The following is a 23,124-nucleotide window of genomic DNA, read 5'->3' as shown; positions in this document are numbered from 1 at the left end:
CGACGAACGTCAGCTCGTAAATCCCGGACCCGAACGAGCCGGAGGGGTTGATTCCCCCCGCGCTACGATCCCCCAACCGTCACGTGACACTCGTCTCAACAATGATGCGGCCCGTACTAACCCCGCGCCATGTCGACGAACTTGGACAGGTGAAGCTGGTGCGCCACAGTGATTGTCGCGGTGGGGCCGTTACGGTGCTTGCCGAGGATGAGGTCGGCCTCGCCGCCGCGGGGATCGTCGCGTTCGGTGGCGTCGGGGCGGTAGAGCAGGATCACCATGTCGGCATCCTGCTCGAGCGATCCAGATTCACGAAGGTCGGCGACCTGGGGGCGCTTGTCCTGTCGCTGCTCGGGACCACGGTTCAGCTGGCAGATCGCGACCACGGGAACTTCGAGTTCCTTCGCCAAAAGCTTTAGGCTACGGGAGAACTCGGAGACTTCCTGCTGACGTGACTCGACTTTCTTACCGGAGCTCATCAGCTGCAGGTAGTCGATCACGATCAGCTTGATGTCGTGTTTCTGCTTGAGCCGCCGGGCTTTTGCGCGGATCTCCATCATCGTGAGGTTCGGCGAGTCGTCGATGAACAGCGGCGCCTCACTGATCTCGCTCATACGACGAGCGAGCTTCGTCCAGTCGTCGTCGGTCATCTTGCCGGAGCGCATGTCACCGAGCTTGATCTTCGCCTCCGCCGACAACAGACGCATGACGATCTCGGTCTTGCTCATCTCGAGCGAGAACATGACGCTGGCCATACCGTGCTTCACGGAGCAGGAGCGCAGGAAGTCCATGCCGAGCGTGGAGTTGTGGGTGGGCACCATCGAACGACCCGCGAGGTACAGGTGGTCGGCGTTGTCGACCTCGACGCACCGCACGGGGACACTCTCGATCTGGCGCACCGCGACGATACGGCGCGAACCGCTGATCTCGCCGCGAAGCTCCTTGTGCCGGATCGCCTTCCGATGTAGCTGGAACACCTCGTCGTCGGCGCAGAACGTGACACCACCGTCGACACGATGGCAGTCGTATCCCAACCCGACAACGAGCTCTGCCACATCATCCGACAACGGGTGGTTAACGGCCTCGAACCGCACCGAACCGTCGTCAGCGACCGACCCCGCCACATCGAGCAGGCCGGCCAGCAACTCACGACGCTCCGACTCCGAACCGCGCAGCAGTTCAGCCGGGATCCGCTTGGCACCGGCGTGAAGGGTGAGTTCCTCGGTACCCACGGGCATTTCAGGATCAGAGATGCTCTGGACGGTGAGCGAGGCTCCCAGAGCGTAGGGGTCGACGCGCACAGTCGACGTCGGCAACTGCAGCGCACGGGTGTGCGCGACCTGGTGTCCGTGATCTACCGAACCGACGATCTGAGCCGTGGTGCGGACGGCGGCCTGGCCGTCGACGTCCGTCAACCACTGATGCTGCTCGTCGGCGACGAGGACGGTGCCGTCGGAGAATTCCACCTCGTAGCAGGGCCTACCCACCATGACGTCGGTGGCAGCGACGACGCGGGTGGGCTTGCCGTCGGCGTCGATGAGGTGATCGCCGACCTGGACGTCACCCATGGTGGTCCAGCCGGTGGGCGTGGCGAGGGGAGTGTCGAGGGCGAGCGCCTTGCCCACACCGGGTCGGGCCGCGACGATGATCATCTGGCCGGGGTGGAGGCCGTTGGTGATCTCGTCGAGTTCGACGAAGCCGGTGGGCACACCGAGGGAGATGCCGCCGCGGCTGGCGATGGAGTCGATCTCGTCCATCGTGGGCTGCAGGAGCTCCTCGAGGGGGACGAAGTCTTCGGTGGTGCGGCGTTCGGTGACCTCGAAGATCTCGGCCTGCGCACGGTCGACGACCTCGGCGACGTCCTGACCGTCGGCGCCGGTGTAGCCGTATTGGACGATGCGGGTGCCGGCGTCGACGAGGCGACGCAGGATGGCCTTCTCCGCCACGATCTCCGCGTAGTAGCCGGCGTTGGCGGCGGTGGGCACCGTCTGGGTGAGCGTCACCAGATAGGGCGCTCCACCGATGCGACGGAGCTCGCCACGACGATCCAGCTCCGCGGACACCGTCACCGGGTCGGCGGGCTCACCGCGGCTGTAGAGGTCCAGGATCACGTCGTACACCGACTGATGCGCGGGACGGTAGAAGTCGCCGGGACGGAGCACCTCGAGCACGTCCGCGATGGCATCCTTGCTGAGGAGCATGCCGCCGAGCACCGACTGCTCCGCCGCCATGTCCTGAGGTGGCTGCCGGCCGAACTCTTCGCCGGGCTCCGCGTCAGGCGGACCCGGGTATTCGGAACGGCCCCGATCGTCTACTACAGCCACTCGACCGACCTTCCCCATCACTGTGGCGCCACCCCGGAAAATGCTTCCCGGTGTCGGTGCCCCGAACTCTTTGTACTCGCCCCCACCGACAACCTTCGCAGGCTCTTCGCGGCAGCCGGCGTCGTGATCGCGAGACACGCCGGGACGACGTTAGGGATTAGCTACCCGGTGTTCAAACCAGCCTGTGTACACAGTTGGGGACAAATTGTGTAAACCGCTGGGTACGTTTGTTAACCCCATGGGGATAACCTGAGGATAAGTACATATCACAATCCCAAAGACCCAGATCAGAGCCGTTTTTTGGTTTCTCACCACTGTGGATGAAAACCCGTTCGGCGTGTCTTTCGCGTTGACGACTCGGGCGTGTTGAGTTGGTCGCCCCTGCGTGGCAATATGATTCACCTCACAGATCGTCGGCGGGGCGGCTAACTTCCAGACACAGCTGGAAGCCGCTCCTCTACGTGCTTCACACCCGTGAAAAGCAGGCTCGAGAGGGCGGCTGGAAGCCGGAATCGACAAGCACAGACCCCCCACACGCCGAAGCGTCCGGGGGGCCTGTGAGTAAACGAGTCGACTAGGCGCCGACGACGTTCAGGTGGAACTTCGCAACCACGTCGGGGTGCAGGTTCACGACGATGGCGTGCTTGCCGGTCGCCTTGATGTGAGCCTTCGGCAGCTCCAGGCTGCGCTTGTCGACGACGGGTCCACCGGCGGCCTTGATGGCACCGGCGACATCGGCGGCGGTAACCGAACCGAAGAGCTTGCCCGAGTCACCAGCGGTCTTGACCGACAGCGAGATGCTCTCGAGGCCCTCGATGGCGTCCTTGAGCTCCTTGGCGTGGTCGAGACCGCGCACGGCGCGGGCTTCCTGCGCACGACGGATGCCCTCGACCTGCTTCTCGGCGCCACGGGTGGCGACGATGGCCAGGCCGCGGGGCAGCAGGTAGTTGCGGCCAAAGCCGTCCTTGACCTCGACGGTGTCGCCAGGCGCACCGAGGTTGTCCACGTCAGCGGTGAGGATGAGCTTCATGTCTTTCCTCCCTTTCCTTAGCGAGCCACGGTGGCGTAAGGCAGCAACGCCACCTCACGTGAGTTCTTGACGGCAATGGCAACGTCACGCTGGTGCTGGACGCAGTTGCCGGTGACACGGCGCGCGCGGATCTTGCCGCGGTCGCTGACGTACTTACGCAGAAGCGTCGTGTCCTTGTAGTTGATCTGCGTGTTCTTCTCTTTGCAGAAGATGCAGATCTTCTTCTTCATTACCTTGTCGCGCAAGGGCGGCTTCGGCATTAGTTTGCTCTTTTCTGGATGTTCCGATCAGGTACGGATCAGAACGGGGGTTCGTCGCTCCCACCACCAGAGCCTCCGAAGGAGCCGGACGCCTGCGGCGCGCTGCCCCACGGATCATCTCCGCCGGTGTTGGTGGATTGCGGACGTCCGCCGCCCGATCCGCCGGAGGAACCGAAGCCACCGCCGCTGCCGCCACCACGGTTGGCCTTGTTGACCTTGGCCGTGGCGTACCTCAGCGAGGGGCCGATCTCGTCGACCTCGAGCTCGACGACAGTGCGCTTTTCACCTTCACGAGTTTCGTAGGAGCGCTGCTTGAGCCGGCCGCTCACGATCACTCGCGAGCCACGGGTCAAGCTCTCCGCGACGTTCTCGGCTGCCTCGCGCCAGATGTTGCAACGCAGAAACAGCGCTTCGCCGTCTTTCCATTCATTGGTCTGACGGTCGAAGCTGCGGGGCGTGGACGCGACAGTGAAGTTCGCGACCGCGGCACCCGCGGGGGTGAATCGAAGCTCCGGATCAGCCGTCAAGTTTCCGATGACGGTGATGACGGTGTCGCCTGCCATATGGTTCCTCCTGCAGAATGTGGAGTTCGGTTGGGCACGAGCCTAGGGCTGGTGACCGACAGAAATCACTTGTTGTGGCGCAGAACCTTCGTACGCAGCACCGACTCGTTCAGACCGAGCTGACGGTCGAGCTCTGCGACGGTGGCGGGAGTAGCGCTGATGTCGATCACCGCGTAGATGCCTTCGCTGTGCTTCAGGATCTCGTAGGCGAGACGACGCTTACCCCAGACATCGACCTTGTCGATCTTGCCGCCGTCCTGGCGAACAACATTGAGGAACGTATCCAGCGAAGGAGCAACAGTGCGCTCGTCCAGGCTGGGGTCAAGGATGACCATCAATTCGTAATGACGCATAAGACCTCATCACCTCCTATGGACTAGTGAAAACGGCCACGGACTGTCCGTGGCAGGAGGGTCGTTGCGTCAGCAACCTTTGCAGGTTACACGACGAGCCCCTGACCAGCGAAATCAGGCCGACTGGTGTGATCGCGGGAATTGCGGGGTACGCCGACACGATGGCAGAAGAGAAGAAATTCCGACAGGGCGACGAGGTGGAGTGGAAGACCCACGGCACCACCACGTCAGGGACGGTCGAGGAGAAGATCACCGAGGACACCGAGGCGGCGGGCCGCACGGTACGGGCGTCCGAGGACGACCCGCAGTACCGCGTCGTCAGCGGCAAGAGCGGGCGGGACGCCGTCCACAAACCCGACGCCCTGCGCCGGGCGAGCGACTGACCGCCGCACCCTCGGCGTTTCCGCGTCGCACGCGAAGCCCCGCGCACCCTAATGTGGATTCATGCATATCGGAGCTCGGCAGCGGTCGCCGATCACGGCGCTCGTCGTCGGGTTGGCGGGCCTCTCCATGCTCGCCGGCTACCTACAGAAGGCGCGGTGCGCCGGGGCGCCGTTCGACGGCGTCGGGCGAAGCCTGATCTTCGACCGGATCAAGGACACGCAGGTCTGCTACTCCGACATCCAGTTCCTGTGGCTCGGACGCGACGTCAACCTGCACGTCTTCCCGTACGTCACCGGAGGGATCAACGCCGACGGCATCCTGACCGGCGGCACCGTGGAGTACCCGGTGCTGAGCGGTGTGCTGATGTGGCTCGGCGGCATCGGTTCACACACCGACGCCGACTTCCTGCTGCACTCGGCGCTGATCCTCGCCCCGTTCGGCCTGCTCACGGCGTGGATGCTGGGACGCCTGGCCGGCTGGTGGGCGCTGTTGTGGTCGGTCACTCCGCCGCTGGTGCTGTACGCGTTCCACAACTGGGAACTGCCGGTGGTCGCGACGTCGGTGGCCGCGATCTTCGTGATGACGTTCGAACGCATTCCCCTCCGCGCCCGGGCCGTCCTCGCGGCGGTGCTCCTCGCCGTCGGCTTCTGCCTGAAGGTGTATCCGGGTGCGTTCGTGCTGCCGCTGATCGCCTACGTCCTCACCCGGAACGGCACCGCGGGGCGGCGCTACGACGTGCGCGGCGCGGTGATGGTCGCGGTGGCCGCGATCACCACCGTCGTGGCGGTGAACCTGCCGTTCGCCCTCATCTCCTACAGCGGATGGCGGGCGTCGTTCACGTTCCAGGAGAAGCGTCAGGCCGACCTCACCACCAACTCCATTTGGTACTGGGGCCTGCGACCGCTGTTCGGGCCGGTCGCCGACGACGTCCCGCTCCCCGCGTACGACCAGACGGTGAGCCTGCTGTCGCCGCTCCTCGTGTGCGCCGCGTTCGCGATCGCCCTGCGGCTCGGCTGGCTGCGGTTCCAACGCGACGGCGCCTACCCGTGGATCGCCGTCAGCGCCGCGATGCTCTGCGGATTCCTGCTGCTGCACAAGGTGCATTCGCCGCAGTACACGTTGTGGCTCATCCCGTTCTTCGTCCTGCTGCGCGTCCCGTGGGGACTCGTTGCGGCGTATCTGGTGGCCGACCTGTCGATGGGGATCGGCGTCTTCAAGTACTTCGGCGCCCTCGCCGCCCAGACCGACGCGTCGACGTTCGAGGTTTTGGTGAAGTTCGGTGTCTGGGGCCGCGCGGGACTGCTGGTGGTGCTGTTCTTCGTGTTCCTGCGCGCAACCCTCCGGCATCCGCCCGTCCGCGGGCGCACCGGTCCCGAGTCCGGCCGGAGGCCGGTGCTGAAATCTCCCGAGCCGGTGCGATGAGCGAATCCTGGTTCGCACACCCCACGCTGACCGGACGGCACGTACGACTCGAACCACTGGGCGAGGACCACGTCGACGGCCTGCTGGACGCGGTCGACGACCCCCGCATCTTCCACTGGACGTCCGCCGCAATCGCCGACCGCGACGATGCGGTTGCCTTCGTCCGCACCGCCGACGAGGAGCCGACTCGCCTCGCGTACGCGCAGATCGACGTCACCACCGAGAGGATCGTCGGCTCGACGTCGCTGTATCTGATCGACCCGAAGAACCGCAGCCTCGCGATCGGGCACACCTGGTTGTCCCGTTCCGCGCAGGGAACGCTCGTCAATGCGGAGTCGAAACTGCTGTTGCTGCGGCGGGCGTTCGAAGACCTCGGCGCGGTCCGTGTCGAATGGCACACCGACGAGCGCAACGCCCATTCCCGCGGCGCCATCGCGAAGCTGGGGGCCGAGTTCGAGGGAATCCTGCGCAAGCATCGACGTCGCCGCGACGGGACCTGGCGTAACACCGCACTGTTCTCGATGATCGACGAGGAGTGGCCGCGCATCTGCCCCCGACTCGAGGCACGAGTCGAGGGCTGACACGGTCACGTCACGTCACGTCACGCGACGGGAGCGGTGGCCGTCACCCGCTTCACGAACTCGATGACCGCCGAGCGCATTTCGGCACTGCGCGGAACCGCCCCGGACATCCAGAACGCGCCGTGGATCAGACCGTCGAAGCGGATCGCCTCGGTGTCGACCCCGGCCTGCCGCAGCGACTCGGCGTACGCCTCCGCCTCGTCGCGGGCCACCTCGTTCTCGGTGGTGAGCACGAGGGTCGGCGGCAGACCCGCGAGGCTCGCGGCGCGACTCGGAACGGCGTACGGGTGTTCCGAGTCCTCGGGCGACGACAGGTAGTTGTCCCAGAACCAGTCGAGGTCCCCGGCGCCGATCACGTATCCCTCGGCGAACTCCGCCTTGGACGGGAAGTCGGCGTTCGGATCGATCACCGGGTAGATCAGCACCTGCCCCCGCAGCCGCGGTCCGCCCTCGTCCCGGGCCCGCAGTGCGGTGACGGCGGCCAGGTTGCCGCCGGCGCTGTCACCCGTGACGACGACATCGCCGGGATCACCGCCGTAACTTTCGACGTTGTCGGCCACCCACTGCAGCGCTGCGGACGCGTCGTCGGCGGCGGCCGGGAACCGGTGTTCCGGTGCGCGGCGGTACGTCGCGGCGACGACGATCGCGCCTGCGCCGTTCGCGACCGCCCGCGCCGGTTCGTCGACGACGTCGAGGTCTCCTGCGACGAACCCACCGCCGTGGAAGTACAGGACCACCGGGTGCGGGGCGGGCCCCTCGGGCACGTAGACCCGCAGCGCGATCTGCGCTCCGCCGCTCTCGTAGTGCGCGTCTTCCACCCGGGCGACGGGTTCGGGCGGCGCCTGCAGCCCGGTGAACGTCGCCACGACCGCCCGCACCTCCTCCACCGTGCTGTGCTCGAAAGCCTTCAGCCCCTGCGTCTGTAGTCCGGCAATCAGTTCTGCTGCGTGTACGTCGAGTGCCATGTCGGTCTCCTTGGTCGGGGGGTTCGGGGTCAGGACACGGTGGAGGCCACGCGGGCCTCCGCCCTGGTGAGCGCGAAACCGGAGTAGCCGCCGGCCACCACCTCGTCGCACGTCGCCCGGTAGGTGGGGGCGCCGCCGAGGTAGACCATGCAGGCACGAGGCTTGCCGGGAATGTTCGCGCCCATGTACCACGAGTTCGTCTCCGGCAGCAGGGTCTGGTTGGCGATGTCGTTGGTCAAAGCACCCCAATCGCTTTCGGCCTGCGCGGTGGGCTCGATGACGTCGAGGTCGCGGCCGTCCAGGTAGTCGATCGCGTCGGTCGCGAAGTCGACGTGGTCCTCGATGGCGAGGGGCATGTTGTAGAGCACCGACGGCGACTGCGGTCCGGTGATGAGGAACAGGTTCGGGAACTCGTTGACCATGATGCCGAGGTAGGTCCTGGGTCCGTGCTCCCACTTCTCGGCCAGCGGCAGACCGCCGCGACCGCGGATGTCCATGGCCATCAGCGGACCGGTCATCGCGTCGAATCCGGTTGCGAGGACGATGGTGTCGACCTCATAGACGCGGTCACCGACCCGGACCCCGGTCTCGGTGATCTCGTCGATCGGCGTGGACTTCACGTCGACGACACTCACCGAGTCGCGGTTGAACGCCTCGTAGTAATTGGTCTCGAGCGGGGGACGCTTGGTGCCGTACGCGTAGCCCGTCGGCGCCAGCGTCGCGGCCTTCGCCGGGTCCTGCACCCGCTCGTGGATCCGGTCGCGGATGTAGTCGGCGATCGTGTCGTTGGCCTTCTTGTCGAACAGGATGTCCTGGTAGGAGTCGATGAACAACCGGAACCCGCCGGCGTTCCAACGCTCGTCGAACGTGCGGCGGCGCTCCTCGGCGTCGACGGCGAGCGCGGACGGCTGCACCTGAGTGAACGGCACGCCGAGGAAGTGGTTACGGGCCGCGGTCCGCACGTCCGCGTAGTTGCTCTTGATGTCCGCCACTTCGTTCGGGTCGATCGGACCGTTGCCGAGAGGGGTCGCGAAGTTGGGGGTGCGCTGGAAGACCACCAGTTCGGCGGCGTCCTCGGCGATGAACGGGATGGCCTGGATGCCGCTGGCCCCGGTCCCGATCACCGCCACCCGCTTGCCGGTGAAGTCGGCGCCCTCACGCGGCCAGTTGCCGGTGAGCAGCACCTCCCCGCGGAAGTTGTCGATGCCGCCGAACTCCGGCGTCTTCGGCACCGACAGGTTGCCCGCCCCCGAGATGAAGTACCGGCTGCGCACGACGGCGCCGTCGTCGGTGCGGACCGTCCACACCGAGTTCTCGTCGTCCCAGTGCACACCGACCACGCGGGTGTCGAACGTGATGTCTTTGCGCAGGTCGAAGCGGTCGGCGACGTGTTCGAGGTAGCGGAGGATCTCCGGCTGTCCGGCGAACCGCTCACTCCACTGCCATTCCTGCTGCAGGTCCTCGTCGAACGAGTACGAGTAGTGGACGCTCTCGATGTCGCAGCGGGCCCCCGGATAGCGATTCCAGAACCAGGTGCCGCCCACGTCCGAGCCGGCTTCGAACACCCGCGTCGACAGCTTCATCGTGTCGCGCAGCTTGCGCAGCGCGTAGAGGCCGGCGAACCCGGCACCCACGACGACGACATCGACGTCGGCAGAAGAAATGGTCTTTGACATGGCGTTGAGCTCCTCGGGACGATGGGTTCCGGCTGGAGTCGAGCGGGCAACCGGGGTATGCCAACGACAATGGCCCACGTCACATCACCCCCACACCGGGTAAAACACCCCCTCGGTTACCTGTGTTGTCCGTCACATCCAGTGGGGGTAGGTTCGTGCCCACCTGGCCAAACCGGACACGGGAGAGATCCACTGACTCGCTCGAGAGAACTCACGAGGTCGATGACCAGCTTCGTCGGCCGACGCCGCGAGATCGAGGAAGCCCGCGCACGACTGCAACAGTCCCGGCTCGTGTCGCTGCTCGGTCCCGGCGGCGTGGGCAAGACGCGGCTGGCCGAGGAACTCGCGGTCCGCTCCGCACGCGCCTTCCGCGACTCCGTCCGGTGGATCGACCTCGCGCCGGTCCGCGATCCCGACGCGCTGCCCTCCGCGGCCGCGGCCGCCCTCGGCGTCACCGACCAGTCGAGCCGTGCGGTGATGGACAAGGTGATCGACCAGCTGCAGTCCCGGCACCTGCTGATCGTCCTCGACAACTGCGAGCACCTACTCTCCGCCGCAAGCGAATTCGTCGGCACCGTCCTCACCTCGGCGCCGGAGGTCCGGGTCCTCACCACGAGTCGCGAACCACTCGGGATCGCCGGCGAATTCACGTACCTCCTCCCGCCGCTGAGCACTCCGGGTGACATCGAGGACTGCCGCGCCGCGGACATCGCCCCGTTCGAATCGGTGTCGTTGCTCGTCGAGCGCGCGCAGGGCGTCGTCGCCGACTTCCGCCTCACCGACGCGAACGCCCCCGCCATCGCGCAATTGTGCAACCAGCTCGACGGGATCCCGCTCGCCATCGAACTCGCCGCGGCCCGGTTGCGGTCGCTGTCCGCGTCACAGCTCGTCGAACGCCTCGACCAGCGTTTCGCACTCCTCACCGGCGGTGACCGGGCGGCGATGCCCCGTCAGCAGACGCTGCGCGCCCTCATCGACTGGAGTTACGAACTGTGCTCGGACACCGAGCGGTTGCTGTGGTCCCGGCTCGCCGTGTTCCCCGGAAGCTTCGATCTCGAAGCCGCGGAGGCGATCAGCGGGTTCGGTGCGCTGTCGGACTCACCGGTCATCGACGTCCTCGATCGGCTGGTCGGAAAATGTCTTGTCACCGTCGACCGTTCGACCGAGCGACTTCGGTACTCGCAACTGATGACGGTGCGTGAGTACGGGCACGAACTCCTCGAACTGAGCGGGGAGCGCGACGAGCTGTACCGGCGACATCTCGAGCACTATTCGGAGCGCGCCCGCCGGTCGTCGCTCGACTGGTGCGGGCCAGGACAATCCGAGACCCTCGCGGGGCTGCGGATCGACCACGCCAATCTCGTGGCCGCCCTGGACTGGGCCCTGCACGACGACACACAACGGGCCGGGGCCGCGGAACTGGCCGTCGCCCTGCGATACCACTGGATCGCAGGCGGCAACCTGTCCGACGGGCGGATCCGGCTCGAGCGGATACTGCTGCGGCTCACCGAACCCACCCGGGAGCGGGGCGACGTGCTGTGGGTGACCGCGTGGACCGCGCTGATCCAGGGCGACCGTGACGCCGCGCGCGAACACCTCGACGAATGCACGGCGATCGCGACGGCGCTCGGTGACGAACGCCTGCGGGCGCACGCCGATCACTGGGCGGCGATCCACGCCATGTTCTCCGGTCGCCCCGGCGACGCCATCGTGTTGTTCCGTGACGCCATCGCCGTCCACCGCGCCGTCGGCGACACGGCATCGGTGCTGACCGCGTCGTTCGAGTTGGGCATGGCGCAGACCTACGACGGCCGGCTCGACGACGCCCTCGAGACGTGCCGCGACGTGATCGCGGTGGCGGACGTGCACGGCGAGAAATGGAACAAGGCCTACGCCCTGTGGGTTTCGAGCGTCGCGTACTTCCACCTGGGCCGGGGCGACGACGCCGTCGATGCCGCACAGCAGGCGCTGCGGATCCAACGCGACTTCAAGGACAAGATCTGCACGGCCCTGTCGATCGAGGTGCTGTCGTGGGTGGCCACGTCGAGCGGCGACGCGAACGCGGCGGCGAGACTGTGCGGCGCCGCGAAGGGTGTGTGGCATCGGCTCGGCACGTCTGTCGCGGCCTTCGGCCCGCAGATCACCGACGACGCCCTGACGTCGGAGCACGACGCCGCCCGCATGGTCGGGCCCGCCGAGTTCGCCCAGCTGGCAACGCCTGCGGTCCGGCTCACCATCGACCAGGCCGTCGACCTCGCACTGGGAACTCCCACCGAGCACAGGGCGCCACCCCGCGCCGAGGCGTCGCCGCTCACCAAACGGGAACAGGAGATCGCCGGGCTGCTCGCCGAGGGCCTCAGCAATCGGCAGATAGCCGAGGCGTTGGTGATCTCGCGGCGCACCGTCGACGGACACGTCGAGCACATCTTCGACAAGCTGGCCGTCAGCTCCCGCACGCAGGTGGCGGCGTGGGTCGCAGCCCGGTCACATCCACCCGTCCTGGAGACCGGCCGATAACCGGTGCGTAACCGCCGGCTGCGCGAAAGGCACTGCACAGTCGGGAATCTCGACGGTCTATACTCCACCTCGTCGCCCACGGTCGTGGGCTCCACCACGGGGAGGCAACGCATGACGTCGCAGCAGCAGGACACCTCGGCGGACCACAGCGGGCCGCTGGCACCGCCGCCCGCCAGCAGTCTGCCGCTCGCCATTCTTGCGATCGTCGCGTTCGTGCCGTTCGGCATCGTCGCACTTCTGCGCTCGCTCACCGTCCACCGACTATGGGAGCGGGGCGAGTACGACCTGTCGGTGCGCGCCGCCGCCGACGCCCGACAGTGGTCGATCCGCGCGATCGCCCTCGGCCTGTCGATCGCGGTGTTCGCGGTCGGGGCGGCGCTGGTGCTGTCGAAGCCCTAACCGCTTGCCGGCGAAACGCTGTGAGCGGCAGCAGCTTCTACCGGCGGTCGCGGGCGTAACCAGGCAGGCAGCCACCGCGGTTGCGCATCGAGCGCCTGGTCGAGCACGCCGCCCGCCGGATCGTCGATGAAGCCGTACCGCACGAGGTCCTCGTCGGGCCGGTAGATCTGGCGGATGATGAGCGCGCAGATGACCACGACCGCGACGTCGCGGACCACCACCGCTGCGGTGAACCACTGCTCGGGGAGTCCCTTGTCGGCCACTCCGAGGTAGTAGAACATCCGCGGCACCCACACCAGTGCGTCGATCGTCATCCAGGCCAGCAGGATCCGCCGGTGCGGGAACGCGAGCACGGCCAGCGGCACCAGCCACAGCGAATACTGCGGGCTCCACACCTTGTTGGTGAGGAGGAAACCCGCGACCAGCAGGAAACACAGTTGGGTCAGCCGCGGCCGTTTCGGCGCCGTCAGCGCGATGTACCCGATCCCGGCGCACACGAGGGCGAACAGCAGGAACGACACCGCGTTGAGCACGGTGGGCGCCTGCCCGGCCGACAGGATGCCGTCGAATCCGGTCCAGCCGGTGAACGACGAGATGACGTTGTAGACGGAATCCGGGTCGGCGCCGCGTTCGGAGTTGAGCCGGAAGAATTCGGCCCACCCCCGTGGGAACAGCAGGGCGATCGGCAGATTGACCGCCAGCCACGCGCCGACACCGGTCATCGCCGTCACCGACCACTCGCGGACCTTGCCCGTGCGCAGGCACAGCACCAGCAGAGGTCCGAGGAGCAGCAGCGGATACAGCTTGGCGGCACCACCGAGGCCGAGCAGGATCCCGGCGAGCACCGGCCGTTTCCGCGACCACGCCAGAAGCCCACCCGCAGCGAAAGCCGTTGCGAGGGGATCGAAATTCGTGAACACATGCACGATCACCAGCGGGGACGCGGCGATCAGCGCGGCGTCCCAGACACGGCGTCCGGCCAGAAGCGCACTCGCCCAGACGGTGACCAGCCAGGCCAGTGCCAGACCCAGCGCGACGACGTTGAAATAGATCGCGACCTGCAGCGCACCGGGCAGCCAGTGCACCGCATCCCACGACTTCGCGATCGTCATCGCGCCGTACTGATAAAGCCCGGAGATCACCGGGTACTCCATGTAGCGGCGCTGGAGCTGGCCGTTGCCGGCGTCCTCCTCCCACCACTTCTTGTAGGGGAAGGCGCCCTCGTTCAACCGTTCCGCCCCGTACAGGGGCACCGTGTCCGAGTAGCACATGGCGACGTACTGCCGGCTGCCACTCCAGTCGAGCCCGAGCGCGCCGTTCTCGCCGACCGGCGCCTGCTGGATGCACGGCGCCTTCGCGAACCAGCCGAGCGCGAGAAACACGATCGCCAGCAACAGAATGACGCGCATCGGCGTGAAGAACCGGCTACGCCCCACGACCGCATGCCGTCCGACCGGACCGCCGATCACTCTGGAGAGGTCGGCGGTCAGCGGGTCGGTGCGCCCGGGAAGGTCCCGCCAATCCGCGGAGCGCCGATCCTTCGCCAGCGGCGCGGGCGAGACGAATCGCGTCTCGCCCGCGTCTCGGACGGCGTGCGCGTCAGGGTTGTCGGCCACTCCGCGAGGCTACCGGTCGCCGTTAACGGGCCGGAACCTGCTGCTGGCCGTTGCCGGCGTTCGGCGGCGTCGTCGTCTCCGGTTCCGCCGGCACTGCCGGGGCCGCCGTGGTCGGCCTCGGTGCCAGACCCGGAATCGGAATGGTGATCCCGGGCAGGATCTCCACCGGCGACGGCGTCACGATCACCGGCGGCACAAGCTCCGTCGGCAACTGGAACGTGCTCGTCGGCGGCGCCGACGTCTTGGTCGGTGCCGGCGCCGAATAGGCCGGGATACCCGACTGGCCACCGATCGCACCCGGCTTCGGGAACTTCTCGACGTCGGTGCCCTCGAGGGCGCCGTCCATCGTGTCCTTCCAGATGTCGGAAGGCAGACCGGAACCGTAGATCATCGCGCCGCCGCTGTTCTCCAGCGCCTGACCGTCGGTGGTGCCCACCCAGACCGCCGTGGACAGCGAAGGCGTGTACCCGACCATCCAGGCGTCCTTGTTCTTCCCGGTGTCGCCGAGCTGCGCGGTACCCGTCTTGGCTGCCGACGGGCGTCCGCCCGCCAGGTTGTGGCCGCGCGAGTACCCGGCGATGGGCTCCATCGCCGACGTCACGTTGTCGGCGACGTCCTTGTCGATGCGGTCCTCGCCGGTGTCGCCGCCGCGGTCGAGCAGCACCGTTCCGTCCGCGCTCACGACCTTCTGCACGAAGTGCGGGGCGTGGTACGTACCCGAGGCGGCCAGCGTGGCGTACGACGACGCCATGTCGAGGACCCGCGACTGGTACTGGCCGAGCACGATGCCGTTGTTCGGACCATTGCCGTCCGGCTCGGTCAGCGAAGCACCGACGCCGGGGATCTCCTTCGGGATGCCCGCCTTGTGGGCCATGTCGGCGATCGCCTGCGGTCCACCGTCGAGTTCGAGTTCCTGACGATAGAAGCTGGTGTTCAGCGAACGCTTCAGCGCCTCGGCGATGGTGCAGGTGCCGCAGCCCTCACCCTCGACGTTGCTGATGGTGATGCCGTTGACCGTCAGCTCCGAGCTGTCGTACATCTGCGACAGCGGGATGCCCTGGTCGAGGGCCGCGGCGAGACCGAACACCTTGAACGACGAACCGGTCTGCAGTCCGGCGTTCGCGAAGTCGTAACCACCGCCGTCCTCGCCGCCGTAGTACGCACGCACCGCGCCGGTCTTCGGATCGACCGACACGACACCGGTACGCAGGTTCTCCGGCTCACCCTCCATGTTGGAGCGGGCCGAATCCACCGCCGCCGCCTGGGCGACCGGGTCGATCGTCGTGGTGATCTCGAGGCCCTCGGTGTTGAGCAGCTGCTCGCTGATCCCCGCCTCACCCAGCTCCCGCAGAACCTGGTTCTTGATCAGGCCCTCCGGTCCGGAGTCCTGGTTGCCGTTGTCGACCTGCGCGATCGGCACGTACGGCGGGTACTGCATCACCGACCGGGCCGACTGCTCGAGCGTTCCCGCCGACACCATGCCGTCGAGCACATAGTTCCAGCGCGCCTGCGCACCCTCCGGGTTGGTCTCCGGATCGAGCAGCGACGGCAGCTGGATCGACGACGCCAGCACCGCGCTCTCCTCGACCGTCAACTGGTCGACGGGCTTGTTGAAATACGCCTTCGACGCGGCCGCGATGCCGTACGCACCACGCCCGAAGTAGATGGTGTTCAGGTACGCGGCGAGGATGTCGTCCTTGGACCACTCGCGGGCCATCTTCGACGAGATGACGAGTTCCTTCATCTTTCGCGTCAGCGAACGCTCGGAACCGACCATCGTCTTCTTCACGTACTGCTGCGTGATGGTCGAGCCACCGCCGGCACTGTCCTTGCCCAGGACGTTGTCGCGGGCGGCACGCGCGAAACCACCGATCGAGAAGCCGGGGTTCGAGTAGAAGTCCCGGTCCTCGGCAGCGAGCACCGCGTCACGGGTGTGCTTCGGGATCTGGTCGAGCGTCACCTCGGTGCGGTTGCCCTCCGGCGGCACGACCTTGCTGAGCACCGACGTTCCGTCGGACGCGTAGATCGTGGCCACCTGGTTGGTCTTGAGGTCGCCGGGGCGCGGAACGTCCTGGACGACGTACGCCGCCATGAACAGCAGGATCGGGATGATCAGGCCCATCGCGACGCACGCGTACGCCGTCCGGCGAACGATCTTCCACCGCGACTTCTTCGCGGGTGTCTTCTTGCCACCCTTCGGCGGTTCGCCACCGCGGCCGCCGCCGGTCTTGCGACCGTTCGACGGCGGAGGCCCCGGCGGGCGCCCACCGGGTCCCGACTGGTTACGTGCCACCGGGGGCACGCCGGCAGGACGTCCGGGCGGAGGGCCCGGACGTCGCGGCGGGGGACCCGGCGGACGGCCACCGCCCTGCGGCGGCGGACCGGGACGACGAGGCGGCGGGCCGGGGGGACGGCCACCACCCTGCGGGGGCGGAGGCGGCATCCGTCGCGGCGGCATGCCGCCCGATTGCGGCGGGGGCCCACCCGCAGGCTGTCCGCCGCGGGGTGGTGGACCTCCGGGGCGCCCCTGTGGCGGGGGGCCACTCGGTCGTCTCGGTCCGTTCGGTCGATCACCCGGGGCGTTGCTGCGGGGGGAACTCACGTACAAATCTCCAGTGGTTGTGGACCGGCTTCAGTCCTGCGTTACGTCTGTGGGCACTCTTCTGCCCGCGTCCGTGTTCGGGCGTGTCTACTCGCTCGCGGTACGACGGCTCGGAGGCCGCGGCCGTGGCGACGACCGCCTGGGCCGTTTCGGTTCGGGCACGGTACCGAGAACATAGGACTGGACCAAATGGTTCCAGCTGCATGTCCGGCACACCTCGACCACATGAACCGAGAACTCCTCCTGAGTGGACGCGAGACGCACCAGCTCCTCGGCCGTACGAGCCGAACCCGACACCGGGCCCAACTTGTCACCGAAGACCCAGGAGACCAGAGTCAACTGCTCCTTACGGCAGATCGGGCACACCACGTCACTGCCCTTGCCGTGGAACTTTGCGGCACGAAGCAGGTAGGGGCTGGCGTCACACACCTCCGTGACACCCGTCCTGCCCGAGTAGACCTCGGCCAGGAGAGACCGGCGCTGAAGCGCATAGTCCACCACCTGCCGCTGTATCCGCACGGAGACCAGAGTACGTGCGTCGCGTCTGGAGAGAAGGGGTCGGTCGAGTGACGCTGGTCAAACACGGTTGCCGCACTACGATGCCGGTGTGGCATCAGGACCGTCCTCGCAGACTCGCGCACGTGACCTCGATCGGGTCAACGCATGCAGCCAGCTCGACGCCGCCTACGCCGACGGGCAACTGGGCGCCGACGAGTACCACGACCGCACCGCTCAGGCCATGTCGGCGAAGACCCTCGCCGAGCTGAACCTGCTGATCAGCGACCTGCAGCTGCCGTCGTCGATCACCGCTCAGGCACCTGTCCGGGCATCGGGATCACCCCGCCGGGCACTGCGGATCGCGATCGCGTGCGGGGCCGTGATCGCGGTCGGCGCGATCGGTCTCGCGCTCACCGAGCAGGACGGTCCGGACCCCGTCACCCCACCGGTCCCGGTGCAGGTCGAGAAGCCCCTTGTCCAGCCGGAGGTCGAGGTGCCCGCGGTGGAGCCGATCATCGTGGGCCAGGCGCAGCCCCTCACCCAGGACGGGATCTACGCCCTCTTCGAGCAGTACCGGCAGAAGTTCGGCGACCTCACCGTCCACGAACTGGGGTTGTACGACAAGTACGCGATCCTGTCGCGGACCGCCCCGGACGCGCCCGACAAGGTCGACCGGTACGACTTCCGCGGCGGGTTCAAGACGTCGGGCATCCGCACGCAACGCCTTCCCGGAACCGGTGAGGTCGACCTCGCTCAGGTCGACGTCCCCGCACTCGTCGCGCTCATCGCCGACGCACCGCGGCTGGTCGGAGTCCCAGACGGCACCATCGGGCACGTTCTCCTCGCCGACGGCGGCAAGGGACCGACGATCAACGTGTACGTCTACGACAAGCAACAGACCGGTGGGGGCTACCTGCGGGCGACGGTCGGCGGAGACGTATGGCAGGTGAACCCAGCGAGTTAGGGCTTGTCTCCCCTAAGATCCTCCCGTGGCCAGCCGATACCCACCGAACACGCGGGCACGCGACATCGATCGAGCCAACACGTCCGCACTGCTCGACGCCGCGTTCGGCGACGGCCAGATCGACGACGCGGAACACCGCGCGATGTCCGACCTCGCCGCGGAGGCGCGCACCCTCGCCGACCTCGAGGTCCTGGTCAGCGACCTGCAACGACCCGCCGACGCACCACCGGACGCACGTCCCCCACGCGACACCGCCAAGCACTGGTTCCCGGCCGCCGTCGCCGTCGCCGCAATCGTGGCGGCCGTCGGCGCCTTCACGCTCGTCGACAGCGACGACGCGCAGGCCACCGTGACGCCCGTCGTGCAGCAGGTCGATTTCGATTCCGTCGAACCGCTGGTCGTCGCGACACCGAATCCCGTCACCCCCGAGGGCATGAAGCTGTTCCTCGACCGGTACCGCGCCAAGTTCGGCGACCTGATCGTCGACGACCTCACGCTCTACGAGGGCGGCCACGCGAGTATGGAACGCGCGCTACCCCTCGAACCGAACCGGATGGTGAGCTACGACTACCGCGGGGGGTTCACGCCGTCGGGAACCCCGACCACCCGGAAGGTCGACACACCAGTGTTCGACCTGTCGACGCTGAACCTCGACAAGATCGGCGGAACGGTCGTGGGCGCCCCGGTGAGCCTCAACGTCCCCGACGGAGAAGTCAGCCACATCTCGTTCGAGGCCGACGACGACGGCCCCACCGTGTCGATCTACGTGACCAACGAGTTCAGCGAGAGCGGACACATGGAACTCGCCCCGTCCGGTGAGCCACTGAGCGTCTATCCCTTCGGCCGATAGGACGCAGATGCCCAGGACCACACTCGCCGGTATCCGCGCCCGCGACTCCGACCGCGCCGACGCCTGCGGAATGCTCGACGCCGCACTCGCCGACGGGCAACTGTCCGCGGAGGAACACGCCTCCCGCACCTCCACGGCGATGCGGGCGAAGACGTTCGACGAACTCGACCGCCTCGTCGGGGACCTCCAGATCCCCAGTCGGCTCGCGGCCAGCCCCGTCGTGTCCCCGCGACGCCGCCGATCGTCGCGACGATGGGTGTACGCCGCGGTCCTCGTGGTCGCCGCGGCCGCCGTGGGCGGCATCGCCGGAGCCGTCGTGAACAGCGACATCGGCCCGTCGAAGTCGGTGCCGAACCTGACCACCGGCGCCGGCCTGCACTTCTTCCTCGACGAATACCGCGCCGAATACGGCGACACCGTCGCCGACGAACTCGGCCTCTACCCCGCCCACGCCGTCTTCGACCGGCCGTCCACCGGCAACGCCCGGCAATCCGACTCCTACCTCTACGACGGCGAATTCGACGACTGGGGCGGCTCCTCCACCCGATCCGACGACGAGAAGTCCTTCGACCTCGGCACCGTCGACCAGGTCGCGATCGCAGGACTGCTCGCCGGAGCACCCGAAACCCTGCGCGTCCCCGACGGCGCGGTGGAGATCGTCTCCTTCCGGTACGAACCCGGGTCCGACGACGGACCGCCGGCCATCTCCATCCACGTCGAGAACGCCGCCGGCCACACCGGACACATGGTCGTCGGATTCGACGGCGAACCGTTCGACATCTACCCGTACGAGGGCTGAGCGTCCGTCGCGCCCGTCGCCCGATGTGACATCCGTTCGGTCAGACGGCACCGCTGCGACATTCGGCGACACAGCCGGCCGCCCGGACCTCCGTTAACAACCTGTGACGGCTTGTCTCATGTATCGAGCGGGCGTATCGTCCTATATATCGGTGCGATATAGTTTTGAATCGCATCACACGGTTAGGTCGGGCGACTCAGGGGGTGGACGTGCTCGAATTGGCAATTCTCGGGCTGCTCCACGAGTCACCCATGCACGGATACGAGCTGCGCAAACGGTTGACGGGGCTGCTGGGTGCATTTCGCGCCTTTTCCTACGGTTCCCTCTACCCGACGCTTCGACGCATGCAGGCAGACGGTTTGATCGCCGAGGACGCAGGCCCTCCGGGGACCGTCAAGCGTCGCGCCCGCCGCGTCTATCAGCTCACGCCGATCGGCAAGGAGCGGTTCAAGGAACTGGTCGCCGACACGGGTCCGCAGAACTACACCGATGACGGATTCGGCGTTCATCTCGCCTTCTTCAGCCGCACTCCCGCAGAGGCGCGGATGCGGATTCTCGAAGGCAGACGACGCCAGGTCGAGGAGCGCCGGGAGGCACTTCGCGACGCGATCGGAAAAGCGAGCGGCACGCTGGATCGCTACACCAAGCAGCTCCACCAGCTCGGTCTCGAATCCAGCGAGCGTGAAGTGCGCTGGCTCAACGAGCTGATCGCCGCCGAGCAATCGACAGCAACACCTAAGAAAAAAGGAGAACCCGACCATGGGTGAGAACAGCACCGCGGTGCGCGTGGCCATTGTGGGCGTGGGGAACTGTGCCTCGTCCTTGGTTCAGGGCGTGCAGTACTACAAGGATGCCGACGAGACGGCGACCGTTCCCGGCCTCATGCACGTCAAGTTCGGCAAGTACCACGTGCGCGACGTCCAGTTCGTCGCCGCGTTCGACGTCGACGCCAAGAAGGTCGGATTCGACCTCTCCGAGGCCATCTTCGCCAGCGAGAACAACACCATCAAGATCGCCGACGTCCCGCCGGCCGACGTTCCGGTGTTGCGCGGGCCCACCCTCGACGGCATCGGCAAGTACTACGCCGAGACCATCGAGATCTCCGAGGCCGAGCCCGTCGACGTCGTCAAGGCTCTGAAGGACGCCAAGGTCGACGTCCTGGTCTCGTACCTGCCCGTGGGTTCCGAGAACGCCGACAAGTTCTACGCCCAGTGCGCCATCGACGCGGATGTCGCGTTCGTCAACGCCCTGCCCGTGTTCATCGCCTCCGACCCCGAGTGGGCTGCGAAGTTCAAGGACGCCGGCGTCCCGATCGTCGGTGACGACATCAAGTCGCAGGTCGGTGCCACCATCACCCACCGCGTGATGGCGAAGCTCTTCGAAGACCGCGGCGTGCAGCTCGACCGCACCATGCAGCTGAATGTCGGCGGCAACATGGACTTCAAGAACATGCTCGAGCGTGATCGCCTGGAGTCGAAGAAGATCTCCAAGACGCAGGCCGTGACGTCGAACCTGACCCGCGACCTCGGTCCGGGCAACGTGCACATCGGCCCGTCGGATCACGTCGGCTGGCTCGACGACCGCAAGTGGGCGTACGTCCGCCTCGAGGGTCGCGCCTTCGGTGACGTTCCACTGAACCTGGAGTACAAGCTCGAGGTCTGGGACTCCCCGAACTCGGCCGGCATCATCATCGACGCCGTCCGCGCAGCCAAGATCGCCAAGGACCGCGGCATCGGCGGACCCGTCTACCCGGCGTCCGCGTACCTGATGAAGTCCCCGCCGGTCCAGATGGCGGACGACAAGGCTCGCACCGAGCTCGAGGCGTTCATCATCGACGCGTAACCCACCGCGCAGCACTATCGGGCGAATGCACCTTTCGTCGTCTTCACGGCGATGAAAGGTGCATTCGCCTTTGTGTTCGATTTCTTGTCAGACCCTCCCTCTACGGTGACACCCAGGATTCATCGAGGGAGGCGTGATGTCCGACAACACTTTCGATCGAGAGATCGACGACGCCTGGACCGAGCTCCAGGACCGTCTGACCGGGTACGTGCACGCTATGGAGGACGACGACGAACTGGTGCTGCAGTCGCAGTACGACAGCGTCGACGACGGCCTCGTCGAGACCGCCGCGTGCGTGCGGTTCTTCGCCTGGGCCGGCGACAAGGTGCGGTGCGAGGTGCCGTCCAACCGCTTCCTGCACCCGGCGCGCGCGCTCACCGAGGAGGAGCACGATCGGCTGATCGAGCTCGGCTGGAACCGCCCCGACCTGTGCGAGCACGTCGACGAGGGCAACGGTTCCGCGTCGTACTACCTCGACGCCGACCGCGAGGACGCCCACCTGCTGGCGTCGATGACGGTCACCGTGTTCCGGGAGATCTGGGACCTTCTGCATCCCTCGTTCCTGAAGGCGATCACCGGTGGGCGGGGCGAGACCCCGGAGTTCGGTACCGCTGATGTCCCGGCCCAGCTGCGCGACGGTGCCGGATTGCGCGACCGTGTCGATGCCGCGGTCGAATCCATGCTCGAGCAGGAGCCGGGCAAGGACGCGGACGGCGACATCCTCGTCTGGGTCGGCGACCTTCCCACGTATGTGCGGGTGATCGAGGAGGACGCCCGCGTCGAGGTGTTCGCCCGCGTGGTCCACACGATCAGCGATCGCACGCGCACCGCGGAGGCGCTCGCCGACCTCAATCGCCAATGGTCCGACATCAAGTTCCTGCTCATCGTCGACAACGTGGTCGCCGTCATGCGCGTCGACGGGTCACCGTTCGTGGCGGATCACCTGGTGTCGGTGTTCCGGATGTTCGAGCATTTCGTGGACACCGTCGACGACGCGTTCGCCGAAAGGCTCGGTGGCAAACTCAATTCCACTCCCGAAGCCACCTCCTCGTACGCCGAGCACGAATGCGAGGACGAGTTTCCCGCAGCCCTCGTGACGCTGATCCACCTCGACTCCGAGAGCGGGCTCGATCCCGACGACGTGGCGGAGATCTGCGGACGCGACCGCGACACCATCCTCGAGTTCCTCCGGCTCTGTTCCGAGCAGGAGATCGAGTGGCGCCACAACGCGGAACTCGCCCGCGAGGAGGAGCCCGAAGAGGCCGACATGTGCGAGGACGAGGCGAGGGCCTGGGCGAAGACAAAGGAAAGCCTCCGCGCCGCGCTGCGGGTCGTGGTGCTGCCGAACAGGACTCCGCCGCGCGGCGGGTTCCAGAACCTCGGCTAACCCCAATACCGTTTATTTATGGCGAGGGCACGGAGTCGCCCGAGAGGACGAGCGGTCTGCGGTCTACGCAGGGCGCGTTGCGGTGGTGCGGGTGC

Annotated in this window: 21 protein-coding genes; 11 read left to right on the top strand and 10 right to left on the bottom strand. The window is 67.0% G+C overall.

Features of this window, described 5'->3' with window-relative positions; translation table 11 throughout:
• Positions 1 to 116 precede the first annotated feature (116 nt).
• The 5 genes from dnaB to rpsF form a co-directional block, all read right to left on the bottom strand.
• Positions 117 to 2,321 carry a replicative DNA helicase gene (gene dnaB / locus ACFWAY_RS42290; RefSeq protein WP_378514694.1) on the bottom strand — a complete coding sequence of 735 codons (2,205 nt, stop codon included), beginning with the start codon at positions 2,319 to 2,321 and terminating at the stop codon, positions 117 to 119.
• Positions 2,322 to 2,895: 574 nt separating this feature from the next.
• Positions 2,896 to 3,351 carry a 50S ribosomal protein L9 gene (gene rplI, locus ACFWAY_RS42285; RefSeq protein WP_073369752.1) on the bottom strand — a complete coding sequence of 152 codons (456 nt, stop codon included), beginning with the start codon at positions 3,349 to 3,351 and terminating at the stop codon, positions 2,896 to 2,898.
• A gap of 17 nt (positions 3,352 to 3,368) precedes the next feature.
• On the bottom strand, positions 3,369 to 3,611 hold the full coding sequence (rpsR, locus tag ACFWAY_RS42280) for a 30S ribosomal protein S18 (protein WP_005249686.1): 243 nt from the start codon (positions 3,609 to 3,611) through the stop codon (positions 3,369 to 3,371).
• 38 nt (positions 3,612 to 3,649) lie between these two features.
• Complete coding sequence (locus ACFWAY_RS42275) at positions 3,650 to 4,174, bottom strand: single-stranded DNA-binding protein (RefSeq protein WP_378451221.1); 525 nt, start codon at positions 4,172 to 4,174, stop codon at positions 3,650 to 3,652.
• Between the two features lie 65 nt (positions 4,175 to 4,239).
• Positions 4,240 to 4,527 (bottom strand): 30S ribosomal protein S6, encoded by a 288-nt coding sequence (gene rpsF, locus ACFWAY_RS42270; RefSeq protein ID WP_005249677.1) that lies wholly within the window; start codon positions 4,525 to 4,527, stop codon positions 4,240 to 4,242.
• Positions 4,528 to 4,688: 161 nt separating this feature from the next.
• Here rpsF and ACFWAY_RS42265 point away from each other — a divergent pair, with 161 nt between their 5' ends.
• From ACFWAY_RS42265 to ACFWAY_RS42255, 3 genes are all read left to right on the top strand, one after another.
• Complete coding sequence (locus tag ACFWAY_RS42265) at positions 4,689 to 4,910, top strand: DUF2945 domain-containing protein (protein WP_378451222.1); 222 nt, start codon at positions 4,689 to 4,691, stop codon at positions 4,908 to 4,910.
• Between the two features lie 61 nt (positions 4,911 to 4,971).
• Positions 4,972 to 6,333, top strand: coding sequence for a hypothetical protein (locus tag ACFWAY_RS42260; protein ID WP_378451223.1), 1,362 nt, complete (start codon positions 4,972 to 4,974; stop codon positions 6,331 to 6,333).
• Positions 6,330 to 6,914, top strand: a complete 585-nt coding sequence (locus ACFWAY_RS42255) for a GNAT family N-acetyltransferase (protein ID WP_378451224.1) — start codon at positions 6,330 to 6,332, stop codon at positions 6,912 to 6,914. The genes ACFWAY_RS42260 and ACFWAY_RS42255 overlap by 4 nt, the downstream gene beginning before the upstream one ends.
• A 20-nt stretch (positions 6,915 to 6,934) precedes the next feature.
• Here ACFWAY_RS42255 and ACFWAY_RS42250 read toward each other — a convergent pair whose 3' ends face one another.
• Together ACFWAY_RS42250 and ACFWAY_RS42245 are read right to left on the bottom strand one after the other, a co-directional pair.
• A complete protein-coding gene (locus ACFWAY_RS42250; RefSeq protein WP_378514693.1) occupies positions 6,935 to 7,879 on the bottom strand; it encodes an alpha/beta hydrolase in 945 nt (314 codons plus the stop codon).
• A 29-nt stretch (positions 7,880 to 7,908) separates the two neighbouring features.
• Positions 7,909 to 9,555: a flavin-containing monooxygenase gene (locus ACFWAY_RS42245; protein WP_378514692.1), complete on the bottom strand. Its 1,647-nt coding sequence runs from the start codon at positions 9,553 to 9,555 to the stop codon at positions 7,909 to 7,911.
• A 222-nt stretch (positions 9,556 to 9,777) separates the two neighbouring features.
• Between ACFWAY_RS42245 and ACFWAY_RS42240 the strand changes: the two genes are divergently transcribed.
• Positions 9,778 to 12,072: an ATP-binding protein gene (locus ACFWAY_RS42240; protein WP_378514691.1), complete on the top strand. Its 2,295-nt coding sequence runs from the start codon at positions 9,778 to 9,780 to the stop codon at positions 12,070 to 12,072.
• A 111-nt stretch (positions 12,073 to 12,183) separates the two neighbouring features.
• Complete coding sequence (locus ACFWAY_RS42235) at positions 12,184 to 12,471, top strand: CD225/dispanin family protein (RefSeq protein WP_095868663.1); 288 nt, start codon at positions 12,184 to 12,186, stop codon at positions 12,469 to 12,471.
• Here ACFWAY_RS42235 and ACFWAY_RS42230 read toward each other — a convergent pair.
• The 3 genes from ACFWAY_RS42230 to ACFWAY_RS42220 form a co-directional block, all read right to left on the bottom strand.
• The gene (locus ACFWAY_RS42230) at positions 12,468 to 14,087 is read right to left on the bottom strand and encodes a glycosyltransferase family 87 protein (protein ID WP_378514690.1); all 1,620 of its coding nucleotides are present in this window, start codon (positions 14,085 to 14,087) and stop codon (positions 12,468 to 12,470) included. The two genes, ACFWAY_RS42235 and ACFWAY_RS42230, sit on opposite strands and share 4 nt — an antisense overlap.
• Before the next feature lie 22 nt (positions 14,088 to 14,109).
• Positions 14,110 to 16,380, bottom strand: a complete 2,271-nt coding sequence (locus ACFWAY_RS42225; protein WP_378514689.1) for a transglycosylase domain-containing protein — start codon at positions 16,378 to 16,380, stop codon at positions 14,110 to 14,112.
• A gap of 396 nt (positions 16,381 to 16,776) precedes the next feature.
• A complete protein-coding gene (locus tag ACFWAY_RS42220) occupies positions 16,777 to 17,208 on the bottom strand; it encodes a DUF5318 domain-containing protein (protein WP_029539769.1) in 432 nt (143 codons plus the stop codon).
• 88 nt (positions 17,209 to 17,296) lie between these two features.
• On the opposite strand from ACFWAY_RS42220, the gene ACFWAY_RS42215 reads away from it, so the two are divergent.
• The 6 genes from ACFWAY_RS42215 (at position 17,297) to ACFWAY_RS42190 (ending at position 23,029) form a co-directional block, all read left to right on the top strand.
• Complete coding sequence (locus ACFWAY_RS42215; protein ID WP_378451230.1) at positions 17,297 to 18,151, top strand: DUF1707 domain-containing protein; 855 nt, start codon at positions 17,297 to 17,299, stop codon at positions 18,149 to 18,151.
• Positions 18,152 to 18,176: 25 nt separating this feature from the next.
• Positions 18,177 to 19,001 (top strand): DUF1707 domain-containing protein, encoded by an 825-nt coding sequence (locus ACFWAY_RS42210; RefSeq protein WP_378514688.1) that lies wholly within the window; start codon positions 18,177 to 18,179, stop codon positions 18,999 to 19,001.
• Positions 19,002 to 19,008: 7 nt separating this feature from the next.
• Positions 19,009 to 19,800, top strand: coding sequence for a DUF1707 domain-containing protein (locus tag ACFWAY_RS42205; RefSeq protein WP_378451232.1), 792 nt, complete (start codon positions 19,009 to 19,011; stop codon positions 19,798 to 19,800).
• A 209-nt stretch (positions 19,801 to 20,009) separates the two neighbouring features.
• Positions 20,010 to 20,567: a PadR family transcriptional regulator gene (locus ACFWAY_RS42200; protein WP_005264441.1), complete on the top strand. Its 558-nt coding sequence runs from the start codon at positions 20,010 to 20,012 to the stop codon at positions 20,565 to 20,567.
• On the top strand, positions 20,560 to 21,642 hold the full coding sequence (locus ACFWAY_RS42195; RefSeq protein ID WP_378451233.1) for an inositol-3-phosphate synthase: 1,083 nt from the start codon (positions 20,560 to 20,562) through the stop codon (positions 21,640 to 21,642). The genes ACFWAY_RS42200 and ACFWAY_RS42195 overlap by 8 nt, the downstream gene beginning before the upstream one ends.
• A 136-nt stretch (positions 21,643 to 21,778) precedes the next feature.
• A complete protein-coding gene (locus tag ACFWAY_RS42190; protein WP_378514687.1) occupies positions 21,779 to 23,029 on the top strand; it encodes a hypothetical protein in 1,251 nt (416 codons plus the stop codon).
• The last annotated feature ends 95 nt before the right edge of the window (positions 23,030 to 23,124 follow it).

This window comes from Rhodococcus sp. NPDC059968 (genome assembly GCF_042738615.1).
Lineage (GTDB): Bacteria > Actinomycetota > Actinomycetes > Mycobacteriales > Mycobacteriaceae > Rhodococcus_F.
This window is presented reverse-complemented; position numbering and strand designations above follow the sequence as displayed.

Coding starts and splice junctions, on each gene's coding strand:
- rplI (WP_073369752.1), bottom strand. CDS start 3,351: ATGAAGCTCATCCTCACCGCTGACGTGGACAACCTCGGTGCGCCTGGC.
- rpsR (WP_005249686.1), bottom strand. CDS start 3,611: ATGCCGAAGCCGCCCTTGCGCGACAAGGTAATGAAGAAGAAGATCTGC.
- ACFWAY_RS42275 (WP_378451221.1), bottom strand. CDS start 4,174: ATGGCAGGCGACACCGTCATCACCGTCATCGGAAACTTGACGGCTGAT.
- rpsF (WP_005249677.1), bottom strand. CDS start 4,527: ATGCGTCATTACGAATTGATGGTCATCCTTGACCCCAGCCTGGACGAG.
- ACFWAY_RS42265 (WP_378451222.1), top strand. CDS start 4,689: ATGGCAGAAGAGAAGAAATTCCGACAGGGCGACGAGGTGGAGTGGAAG.
- ACFWAY_RS42260 (WP_378451223.1), top strand. CDS start 4,972: ATGCATATCGGAGCTCGGCAGCGGTCGCCGATCACGGCGCTCGTCGTC.
- ACFWAY_RS42255 (WP_378451224.1), top strand. CDS start 6,330: ATGAGCGAATCCTGGTTCGCACACCCCACGCTGACCGGACGGCACGTA.
- ACFWAY_RS42250 (WP_378514693.1), bottom strand. CDS start 7,879: ATGGCACTCGACGTACACGCAGCAGAACTGATTGCCGGACTACAGACG.
- ACFWAY_RS42245 (WP_378514692.1), bottom strand. CDS start 9,555: ATGTCAAAGACCATTTCTTCTGCCGACGTCGATGTCGTCGTCGTGGGT.
- ACFWAY_RS42240 (WP_378514691.1), top strand. CDS start 9,778: ATGACCAGCTTCGTCGGCCGACGCCGCGAGATCGAGGAAGCCCGCGCA.
- ACFWAY_RS42235 (WP_095868663.1), top strand. CDS start 12,184: ATGACGTCGCAGCAGCAGGACACCTCGGCGGACCACAGCGGGCCGCTG.
- ACFWAY_RS42205 (WP_378451232.1), top strand. CDS start 19,009: ATGCCCAGGACCACACTCGCCGGTATCCGCGCCCGCGACTCCGACCGC.
- ACFWAY_RS42195 (WP_378451233.1), top strand. CDS start 20,560: ATGGGTGAGAACAGCACCGCGGTGCGCGTGGCCATTGTGGGCGTGGGG.
- ACFWAY_RS42190 (WP_378514687.1), top strand. CDS start 21,779: ATGTCCGACAACACTTTCGATCGAGAGATCGACGACGCCTGGACCGAG.